The organism is Variovorax sp. R-27 (assembly GCF_049913215.1).
In the GTDB taxonomy this organism is placed as follows: Bacteria; Pseudomonadota; Gammaproteobacteria; order Burkholderiales; family Burkholderiaceae_C; genus Variovorax.
The window spans coordinates 844,054-854,468 of sequence record NZ_CP183984.1 but is presented as its reverse complement, the minus strand read 5'-3'; the positions used below and the strand labels follow the sequence as shown (position 1 = coordinate 854,468).

The window sequence follows — 10,415 nt, the reverse complement described above, 5'->3', positions numbered from 1 at the left end:
ATTGGCTCCGCCGCCGCTCTTGCTTATTACTTTCAACGAAATCATTTTTTAATCCCTGACCTTTTAATCAACAACAATCTGAGCCTCCAGGCAATTCGACATTCATTCCATCGTCGATGTCACCGTGTGCAATTTGTATCCGTGCCCGAATACGGATCTGAGCATCAGTCCATTTATCGGCTCTATTTTCAATTTCCTGCGGATCTTGAAAATGCACACATCCAGTGCGCGAGAACGTAAATTGACCATGTCCCGCCACAAGAGGCTGTACAGCTCGTCTCTGTTCAACAGGCGATCCCTGTTGCGAAACAACTCGAGGGCAAGGTCGTATTCGCGAGGCTGCAGGCGCATCTCCCGTCCTTCATGGAAAACCCTGCGCTCGCCGATCTGAAAGCGATAGCCTCTATAAACCAGCAATTCATTGCTCACCGAGCTCGGCGCGGCAAGGCTCGCCTGGCTCAGCAAACGCTGCGCCTTCGATTTGATTTCCTCCAGATTGAATGGGGGAAGAACAAAATCGAAATTCTTTTCACCGGGAAATTCGCTGCCGATGCGCCGCAATGTATCCATGCTGTCGGCATTGGCCGCAAACAGCACCGGGGCGTCGGTCAGCCCACGGATCGCCTGCAGCCAATGGACGTCGGCACCTGAAGGCAGGGTCAGGAGCAGCACGCCAAAGCGCCGGCCCGCGTGCAGCGCATTCGCGAAGTCGCTCAGCAAATCGAATGCGACGGGGGGAAGCCCGGTCGATTGACGCTGCTGCGCGAGCAGATCAACCGCGGTTTGCGCCATCGAGCGCTCCCACGAACAAGAAAACCGGCGCTATGGTGATGGCACCGACCGCGCTCCATTCAGATGCTTGCAGACGCAAGCCGTGGGCGCGGGACTCTGACGAAATCATTCCGACCTCTCCGTTACAACAATCAATGGATGTCGCGGAGAGGCGTCTCGCCGCACTCCGCTATGCCCTTTTGGGCAGCGGAATGTATCGGCTCACAATCACATTAGACAATGACAATTAAAGACAGTTAATGACCGTCGTTAGCAAGCTCGGAAGCTTAAGAAATGCGAACTTTCGACTCATACCATGCAGGAAATCGCGCTTTCAGCTCGGCACCCAGAAAAGATGCACATACGCGGCCTCATTTGCCACTTGTTAATGACGGAGATTGGCAATAAATGCCCCATCCGAGACAATGAAACCGTTTTCTTTTCGCGTCGAAAACTTCACACTTTCAGTGCCGGCGCCTCGAAACTTGCCGCATGGGGCGCTTCCTGGTCTTGATGCCCGAGGTCCAGCGGCAATGTCAGGCAGAACACCGTGCCTTCGCCGTCGCTGGCAACCAGCGTGACGTCGCCGCCGTGCTGCTGGGCGATGGTGCGTGAAATGTGGAGGCCGAGCCCCGAGCCGGGCACGTTGGCAGACGTGGCGCCCCTGAAGTAGCGTTCGAACAGGCCGCTTCTCTCGAACTCCGGAATCGGCGCTCCCTTGTTCGAAACGGTCACGCTGAAAGAGTCCGCGCTGGTGTCGCATCGAACATCGACTGCCGACTCCGCCGGCGAATACTTCAGGGCGTTCTGGACCAGATTCCGGATTGCCATTTCGATTCTTGTCTGATCGCCCCGACACATCGCCTGGCCCCGCGCCACGCTGATACTCAATCGGGCGTTGTCCTCAGGCAGCCCGATGCTGCGGATGTTCCCGATCACGTCCCAAAGATCGAAGCTCCGGGCGACGGGCCTCGAGCCGACTTCCAGCGCGTCGTCCAGCAGGATGTTCTCGATCAGCGCGGCGAGCCGGCGGATCGCCTTGCGGATCTTCCCGACGCTGCGCTTCACCCGGTCGTCCTGCCCGGACGGAGACAGCTCCAGCGCGTGCGCCACCGCGTCGACAATGGCCAGCGGCGTGCGGAACTCGTGCGAGACGATGGCCACGAACTCGCGCTGCCGGACTCTCTCCTCAAGCGCCTGCTTGGCGACCTTCATCGAGTCGAAGGCGCGCTTGCGCTGGGCTCTCAGCTTCAGTTCCGCCTGCCTGGAACGGCTGGCCACCGCGAAGTTGAGCAACGCCAGGTTCGCCAGCTGCGAGAACGGGATCAGGGTTTCGAGAATGAACGATTGGTCCACCTGCACATAGCCCAGGAGCACCAGCGAGAAGAAAATCCACGACAGATCCACCACGCCGAAGACCACCGCCGCAAGGAGGTACTGGCGGGCGCCTCGGCCGACAACGATCCACACGACGAATGCAAGGTTGAAAAGCGCGACGACTATCTCGAGATACACCGCCGGCTGGATGATGTTGCCGATGCCCCACCAGAGGGAAAATGGAATCATCGCGGCGAAGGCGGCCGCTGCGAGGTACATGAACCGCGCCGCCCAGACCGAGTACTGGCCATAGTTGAAGAACCGGCACGCGAACACGGCCGCAATCGACATCAGTGCGCACGACGTCACATCGACAAAGCGGTCGGCGCGCAGCGGGTCATCTGGGAAGAACAACGAGCTCGAATACCCCTGCATGGCAACAATTGCGACCAGCATGGCCACCAGGAACAGCGCATAGATCGGATAGATGCTGCTTCGCAGCCACACCCAGAAAATCAGGTTCATGAGCACCATGACGCAGATCGCTCCCGCGAACGCGGAAAAGAATATCGTCCGGTTGATTTCCGATCTTTCGAGGGTCGATTTCTGCCAGGCATTCAGATCGAAAACGGTCGGCCCATGCGTTTTTATTCGCAGGTAATAGGTTCTGGGCGAAGAGTCCAGGGCCACCGGAAAAGCCAGCACGCTGGTCTGTATGGCCCGGCTGGCAAATGGATGCCTGTCTCCCAATTGATGGAGGGATATTTTTCCAGCCGGATCCTGGCTGTACACCCTCACATCGTCGACCCAGGTCGGAAATATCTGCACGACCCAGTCGGACGCCGCACCAGGCTCTTGCTGCAATGAGAAGCGGATCCAGAAAACGTCGTCCGAGTGCTTCTGGAGATAGCGGACATCCCTGGGTATAAACTTTATGCCACTACCTGCCGATAAGATGTCTTCGATGGTGATATTCCCGGGTGCGTCCCGGAATATTTCCACTTCCCCAGCCAATGAAATCGGCCCTTCCTTGCCTTTGCTTTCCTGCAGAACAAGGGCTTCCGCACCCTGAGCAAACAGCCAAAGCAATACCGCGAGAAAAAGAACAAGGCAGGGTTTTGCTTTCATGCTATTGATATATCCGGCTTACCTTCGACGCCCAGCACTCTCGATTCTGAAAAACCGAAGAGAGGCGCACCATGACTACAAGACCCGACACCGATAAAAAAATAGTCGTCTATCTGATCGAAGACGAAGAAGACCTTCAGGAAGCGCTTGTCTACAGCCTCAACCAGCTGGGCTTCGCAGCCTCCGGATTCTCGACGGCCTCCGAGTTCTACCGGGCCTATGCCGTCAGCCGCTGCGACATCGTCGTCATCGACATCGAACTGCCGGACGAGAACGGATTTTCGATTGCCCAGCACCTGCGTTCCGCCAGCAACGTCGGCATCGTGTTCGCTACCGCGCGCGGCGAGCTCAACGACCGCGTTCGCGGCTTGCGCGGCGGCGCCGACGCCTATTTCGTGAAGCCGGTGCATGCCGAGGAGCTTGCGGCCACGCTCGAAGGCGTCTACCGGCGCATCAAGGCATCGAAGAGCAGCGCCGAACGGGCGCAACCACCGGCTGCCCCGCGCGGCACGGGACGCTGGACGCTCAAGGAAGGCGACTGGATCCTCTGCGACCCCGACGGGCGAGGGCTTCGCCTCACCATGTCGGAGCGGGCCATCGTGGCCTGCCTCTTCAAGCAGCGCAACAAGCCCGTCGACCGCTCGCAGCTCGCGACCGCGCTTGGCGGTGATCTCGAGAATTTCGACCTTCAGCGCGTGGATGCCGTGGTCAGCCGCCTGCGGCGCAAGGCGCTTGCGGCGGGCATGTCGCTGCCGCTGCACGCGGTCAGGGGCACCGGCTACCAGTTCCAGGCCTGAGGCGCGGGCCGAGTGCGAGCTGCTACTTGAACTCGTCCACCGTCACGCCCAGCTTGCGCACCTTGTCGTGCAGCGTCTGGCGCGCAATGCCCAGTGCGGCAGCCGTAGCCGGCTGGTCGCCGTGCTGGCGGCGCAGCTCCTCGACGATCACCGCGCGTTCGAACGATTCCACCTGCTGGGGCAACCCGCGCGGCAAGGCGGGCACGCCTTCGGCGCTGTTGCCGCCACGTGTCTGCGTGAGGCGCTCGCCGAGCAGGCCCAGCACGAAGCGGTCGGCCACGTTGCGCAGCTCGCGCACGTTGCCGGGCCAGGCATAGGCCATCAGGTCGGCCAGCTGCGCGTTGCTCAAGAGCGGCGCGGGACGCTCGTAGCGGCTTGCGGCCTGCAGGGTGAAGTGTTCGAACAGCAGCGGAATATCTTCGCGCCGCTCGCGCAGCGGCGGCAGCTCGATGAAGGCCACGCCCAGGCGGTAGTACAGGTCGGCCCTGAACTTCTGCTGGTCGCTCATGGCCTTCAGGTCGTCCTTGCTCGCGGCCACCACGCGGCAGTCGAAGGGAATGGTCTTGTTGGAGCCGATGCGCTCGATGCTGCGCTCCTGCAGCGCGCGCAGCAGCTTGATCTGCACCGCCATCGGCATGCTCTCGATCTCGTCGAGGAACAGCGTGCCGCCGCTGGCGTATTCGAACTTGCCCACGCGCATGCGGCTGGCGCCGGTGAATGCGCCGGCCTCGTGGCCGAACAGCTCGCTCTCGGCCAGCGACTCGGGCAGGCCGCCGCAGTTGAGCGGCACGAAATGCTGCCGGCGGCGCGCGCTGTGGTCGTGCAGGCAGCGCGCGACAAGCTCCTTGCCGGTGCCGGTCTCGCCGTAGACCAGCACGTCGGCCGAGGTTTCAGCCAGCGTCTTCACGGTCTGGCGCACCTGCTGCATCTGCGCCGAACGGCCGATCAGCACGGACTGGATGCCCTGCCAGTTCTCCAGCGCGTCGCGCAGCGCGCGCACCTGCAGGCTGAGCTGGCGACGCTCGATGGCGTGGCGCACGATGGCCACCAGCCGCTCGGAGCTGAAAGGCTTTTCGATGAAGTCGTAGGCGCCCTCGCGCATGGCCTGCACGGCCATCGCGATGTGGCCGTGGCCGGTGACCAGGATCACGGGCAGTTCGGCATCGACGTTGCGCAGCTCGGGCAGCCACTCGGTGCCGCTCAGGCCCGGCAGGCGCACGTCGCTGATGACGACGGTCGGCACGCCGAAGCCGATGTGCGGCCGCGCGCGCTCGGCGCTGGCGAAAGATTCGACCTCGAAACCGGCCAGGGTCAGCACCTGGGTGGTGCTGATGCGGACGTCTTCGTCGTCCTCGACCAGCAGCACCCGGATGGCAGGGGCTTCGCTCACTTGGGGGTCACTCCTGTTGTGCAATGGAAAGGGGGGAATGGGAGGGGACAGGCGGGTTGTGGATCACGGCAATGGCAGCGGGCAGGTCGATGACGAAGCATGCCCCGCCGCCGTCCAGGTTGGCCGCGCGCAGCGAGCCGTCCATGGACCGCACCAATTGTGCCGAGATCACAAGCCCCAGGCCCAGCCCCGAGCCCGCGGCCTTGCCGGTGACGAAGGGTTCGAACAGGCGCGGCAGGATGTCGGGGCGAATGCCCGGGCCGGTGTCTGTCACCGACAGGAGCACACGCCCCTCCTTCGGCCGCGCCTCCAGACGCAGCGTGCGGACCGGCGCGTCCTGCATGGCGTCGATGGCGTTGCGCATCAGGTTGGCGAGCACGCTGCCCAGCGCGGCGTCTTCGGCCATGACGCTCAGCGCCGGGGGTTGCACGTCGACCTCGATGGTCACGCGCTGCTTCTTCGAGGCCTCGGCGACGATCACCTGCGCGTCGGCGATGGCATGCGACAGCTGCACCGGCGCCAGCGGCAGCTCGCCCTTGTAGGCGAAGGTTCGCAGCTGCGAGGTCAGCCGCGCGAGCCGGTCGACCATGCCGCGGATGCGCTCGAGGTTGCCGCGCACGTCGTCCAGGCGGCTTTTGTCGAGCAGGATGGTGGCGCTTTCCGACAGCGTGCGCATGGCCGTGAGCGGCTGGTTGAGTTCGTGCACCACGCCGGCAGACATCTGGCCCAGCGCGGCCATCTTGCCGGCGTGCACCAACTCGCCCTGTGCGGCGCGCAGCTGCGCAGTGCGCGCCACCACGGTCGATTCGAGCGTGTCGTGCGCCGCCTGCAGCGCGGCCTGGTTGGCCAGCTTCTGGCGTACCGCGCGGCGGCGCTGCCACAGCGCGACGGCCACCAGCAGCAGCACCGCCATCGCGAGGCTGGCGGTAATGGCTGCATTGCGCGCCGCCACGCGCAGCGGCACCAGGTCGTCGAGCACCACCAGTTGCCACGGCGCGCCGCGCAGGGTGCGGGCCGAAGCGAGCTGGTCCACGCCGTCGAGCGAGATCACCTGCACGTCGCGGTCGAGCGCTTCTTTCTGCGTCCACTGCAGCGGCTGCAGGGTGGCCTCGCCGTAGGGGCGCGAGCGCAGCACCTCGGCGCGCTGCAGCGCATCGAGCGGCAGCAGCGGGCGGAACTTCAGGTTGTCGCGCGTGGAAAGAATGACCACGCCGCGCTGGTCGATCAGCGCCACGTCGCCGGGCAGCTTGCGCCAGGCGCGCTCGGTCTCTTCGAGGTTGATCTTCACGGCCACCACGCCGCGCGCGGACTGGCCGCGGCGCAACGCATACGAAAGGTAGTAGCCCGGCCGCTTGCTGGTGATGCCCACACCGTAGAAGCGGCCCCTGCCCTGCCCCAGCGCATCGATCACGTAGGGCCGGAACGACAGGTCCTGCCCGACGGTGGTGCCGGGCTTGTCCCAGTCCGATGCGGCCAGCGAAGTGCCGGCGGCGTCGAGCACATAGAGCATCTCGGCACCGGCGGTGGCGTTGACGCCGTCGAGGTAGCGGTTGACCACGTCGCGCAGGCGAGTGTCGGTCGGCGTGCCGAGCAGCGCCGGCACGACGGGCGTCATCTCCAGCAGCGCGGGGAGGTAGTCGAAGCGGGCCAGGTCGGCGTCGAGCCCGGTCGCGAGCATGTCGAGCCGGTGTTCGGCCGCCTCGCGCAGGCGCGCCAGGCCGGCCTGCATGGCGATCTGGTGGCCGGCAAAGGCGGCCACGGCCACCAGGGCCAGTGCGCCGCACCAGCGCGGCAGGCCGCGCCATCCCCTGGCATTGTCGGTAGGTCCATCGAAACGCCGGGCCGGCTCCCTTGAAATCATGGGAGCGTTATTGCACAAGGCCGGGCCGTCCGCATCGGTGGCAGCCCGATGGCCCTGCGCCGCCCCGCTTTCGCGGGGCCGGCAAGGAAGGGGTCAGGCCTGCCGTGCCGGGCTGGCGGGCATATGCGCCTCGGTTGCGTCGAGCACGCGCTCGGGCTCGTCGGCTTCCACCGTGCTTTCCTGGTCCAGGTGCTGATGCATGCGCACGGTGTCGAGGTCGCCGGTCCACTTGGCGACCACGATGGTGGCCACGCCGTTGCCGATCAGGTTGGTGAGCGCGCGAGCTTCCGACATGAAGCGGTCGATGCCCAGGATGAGCGCCAACCCCGCCACCGGCACATGGCCCACGGCCGACAGCGTGGCCGCCAGCACGATGAAGCCGCTGCCCGTGACGCCCGCAGCGCCCTTCGAGGTAAGCAGCAGCACGGCCAGCAGCGTGAGTTGCTGCGTCAGCGTCATGTCGGTGTTGGTCGCCTGGGCGATGAACACCGCCGCCATCGTCAGGTAGATCGAGGTGCCGTCGAGGTTGAACGAGTAGCCCGTGGGCACCACCAGCCCGACCACCGACTTCTTCGCGCCCAGGTTCTCCAGCTTGGCCATCATGCGCGGCAGCACCGACTCGCTCGACGAGGTGCCCAGCACGATCAGCAGTTCTTCCTTGATGTACTTGATGAACTTCCAGATGCTGAAGCCGTGGAACCTCGCTATGAGCCCCAGCACCACGAAGATGAAGAACAGGCAGGTGGCATAGAAGGTGGCCATCAGCTGGCCCAGTTGCAACAGCGAGCTCACGCCGTACTTGCCGATGGTGAAGGCCATGGCGCCGAAGGCGCCGATGGGCGCGACCTTCATGATGTAGCCGACGATCACGAAGAGCACGTGCGAGCCCTTCTCGATTACGTCGAACACCAGCGTGCCGCGGCCGCCGAACTTGTGCAGCGCGAAGCCGAACATCACCGCGATCAGCAGCACCTGCAGGATCTCGCCCTTGGCGAAGGCGTCGACCACCGTGTTCGGGATGATATTGAGCAGGAAGTCGGTGGTGCTCTGCATCTTGCCCGGGCCGGTGTAAGCCGCAATGCTCTTGGTGTCGAGCTGACTCACGTCGACGTTCATGCCCACGCCGGGCTTCACGATGTTGATGATGACCAGGCCCACCACCAGCGCGATGCTGCTCACGATCTCGAAGTACAGCAGCGCCAGGCCGCCGGTCTTGCCGACCTTCTTCATGTCTTCCATGCCGGCGATGCCCACCACCACCGTGCAGAAGATGATCGGCGCGATGATCATCTTGATCAGCTTGATGAAGCCGTCGCCCAGCGGCTTCATCGAAGCGCCGGTGTCGGGGTAGAAATGCCCCAGCAGCACCCCGAGCACGATGGCCGTGATGACCTGGAAATACAGGGATTTGTAGAAGGGCTTGGGTGCGGTGGTGTGTTCCACGGGGTGGCTCATCGGGTTGTCTCCAATTTCGTGGCCAGGCTCCGCAGCGGGGCGCGCGGCCGGCCCCGTGGTTCAGCAATCGACATGCCACGCACGGCACCGGTCGCACCGCGCGCTAAGTCCTTGATTTGATGGACCTTTTGGTGAGCGTGCGAACCACGCCCCGCCGACGATCCGGATGGCGCGGGCAACGCCCGTCCGATCCACCGGATCAACACCTCGGGGAAAACCCTAGCCCTCATTCAACGATGTCAGACTTGCCGCATGAACGACAACGCCCAGCCGGCAGCGGCCACGGACAGCGCCTCCAAGCGCATTGCGCTCACAGTGGCGGCCGCCTTCTTCATGGAGACGCTGGACGCCACCATCATCGTCACCGCGCTGCCGGCCATCGGGGCCGGCTTCGGCATGGGCGCGCTGGACGCGAGCCTGGGCGTCACGGTCTACCTGATCGCGATGGCGGCGCTGGTGCCAGCGGCGGGCTGGTGCGCCGGGCGCTTCGGCGCGCGGCGGGTGTTTGCGCTCGCGGTCGGCACCTTCACCGTGGCCTCGCTCGCCTGCGGGCTGGCGCCCACCTTCGAGGTGTTCGTTGCGGCGCGTGTGCTGCAGGGCGCGGCGGCGGCCTTCATGTCGCCGGTGGGGCGGCTCGTGGTGCTGCGCGAAACACCGAAGCACCGGCTGATCGAGGCCATCGGCACCATCACCTGGCCGGGGCTCATCGCGCCGGTGATCGGCCCGCCGCTGGGCGGGCTCATCGCAACGCACGCGTCGTGGCGCTGGATCTTCCTGCTGAACGTGCCGCTGGGCCTCGTGGGCCTGTGGCTCATCATGCGACTGTTCCCGCGCCGCACCGACGTGGCTCCGACGCGCTTCGATGCGGTCGGCTTCGTGCTCACCGCCGTTGCGCTGGCCGCGCTGGTCGAAGGCCTCACGCGCCTGGGCGGCTCGCAGCCGGGCTCGGCCACCACCCTCGGCCTGCTGGCAGCCGGCGCCGTGGCGGCAGCCGCCGCAGTGCGCCACGCGCGGCGAACGACGGCGCCCCTGCTCGACCTGCGCGCGCTGGCGGTGCCAACCTATGCGCTGGCCACCGCGACGGCCGGCTTCGTCTCGCGCATCGCGATCAACGCCTCGCCCTTTTTGCTGCCGCTGATGTTCCAGATCGGCTTCGGCATGAACGCGTTCCAGGCGGGCTCGATGCTGCTGGTGTACATGGGCGGCAACCTCGTGATGAAGAGCGCCACCACGGCAGTGCTGCGGCGCTTCGGCTTTCGCAACGTGCTGACGGTGAACGGCGCGATCTGCGCCGCCACGCTGTTCGGCTGCGGGCTGCTGTCACCAGGCGACCCGTTGCCGTGGGTGTGCGTGCTGCTCTTCGTGGCGGGCATGGCGCGCTCGATGAACTTCACGGCCATCAACACGCTGGCCTTTGCCGACGTGCCCGATGAATCGCGCGCCGGCGCAAGCACGCTCGGCACGATGCTGCAGCAGGTTTCGCTCGCGCTCGGCGTCGCGCTGGGCGCGATGGTGCTCGGCGCTTCGAAGGCGCTGCGCGGCGCGCCGGCCGTGCAGCTCGCGGACTTCCACCACGCCTGGTACGTGGTCGGCCTGCTTATGGCCATCGCAACGCTGATGACGCTGCGGCTCGACCGCCATGCGGGCATGGCGGTGTCGCGAAGGCCGTGAGAACATCGTTCGCCCTGCTGTTTCC

At 65.0% G+C, this 10,415-nt stretch carries 7 protein-coding genes; 2 read left to right on the top strand and 5 right to left on the bottom strand.

Features of this window, described 5'->3' with window-relative positions; all coding sequences use genetic code 11:
* Window positions 1–102 precede the first annotated feature (102 nt).
* Window positions 103–792, bottom strand: a complete 690-nt coding sequence (locus tag ACN9MV_RS03880) for a winged helix-turn-helix transcriptional regulator (RefSeq protein WP_093178242.1) — start codon at window positions 790–792, stop codon at window positions 103–105.
* 435 nt (window positions 793–1,227) lie between these two features.
* Window positions 1,228–3,216, bottom strand: a complete 1,989-nt coding sequence (locus ACN9MV_RS03875) for a sensor histidine kinase (RefSeq protein WP_426391352.1) — start codon at window positions 3,214–3,216, stop codon at window positions 1,228–1,230.
* Window positions 3,217–3,287: 71 nt separating this feature from the next.
* On the opposite strand from ACN9MV_RS03875, the gene ACN9MV_RS03870 reads away from it, so the two are divergent.
* Window positions 3,288–4,013: a response regulator transcription factor gene (locus ACN9MV_RS03870; RefSeq protein ID WP_426391351.1), complete on the top strand. Its 726-nt coding sequence runs from the start codon at window positions 3,288–3,290 to the stop codon at window positions 4,011–4,013.
* A gap of 22 nt (window positions 4,014–4,035) precedes the next feature.
* On the opposite strand, the gene ACN9MV_RS03865 is transcribed toward ACN9MV_RS03870, so the two are convergent.
* The 3 genes from ACN9MV_RS03865 to ACN9MV_RS03855 form a co-directional block, all read right to left on the bottom strand.
* Window positions 4,036–5,403: a sigma-54-dependent transcriptional regulator gene (locus tag ACN9MV_RS03865; protein ID WP_426391350.1), complete on the bottom strand. Its 1,368-nt coding sequence runs from the start codon at window positions 5,401–5,403 to the stop codon at window positions 4,036–4,038.
* Between the two features lie 7 nt (window positions 5,404–5,410).
* Window positions 5,411–7,264 carry a sensor histidine kinase gene (locus ACN9MV_RS03860; RefSeq protein ID WP_426391349.1) on the bottom strand — a complete coding sequence of 618 codons (1,854 nt, stop codon included), beginning with the start codon at window positions 7,262–7,264 and terminating at the stop codon, window positions 5,411–5,413.
* Between the two features lie 93 nt (window positions 7,265–7,357).
* Window positions 7,358–8,719 carry a dicarboxylate/amino acid:cation symporter gene (locus tag ACN9MV_RS03855; RefSeq protein WP_426391348.1) on the bottom strand — a complete coding sequence of 454 codons (1,362 nt, stop codon included), beginning with the start codon at window positions 8,717–8,719 and terminating at the stop codon, window positions 7,358–7,360.
* A gap of 252 nt (window positions 8,720–8,971) precedes the next feature.
* Here ACN9MV_RS03855 and ACN9MV_RS03850 point away from each other — a divergent pair, with 252 nt between their 5' ends.
* A complete protein-coding gene (locus ACN9MV_RS03850) occupies window positions 8,972–10,390 on the top strand; it encodes an MFS transporter (RefSeq protein WP_426391347.1) in 1,419 nt (472 codons plus the stop codon).
* Window positions 10,391–10,415: the final 25 nt, after the last annotated feature.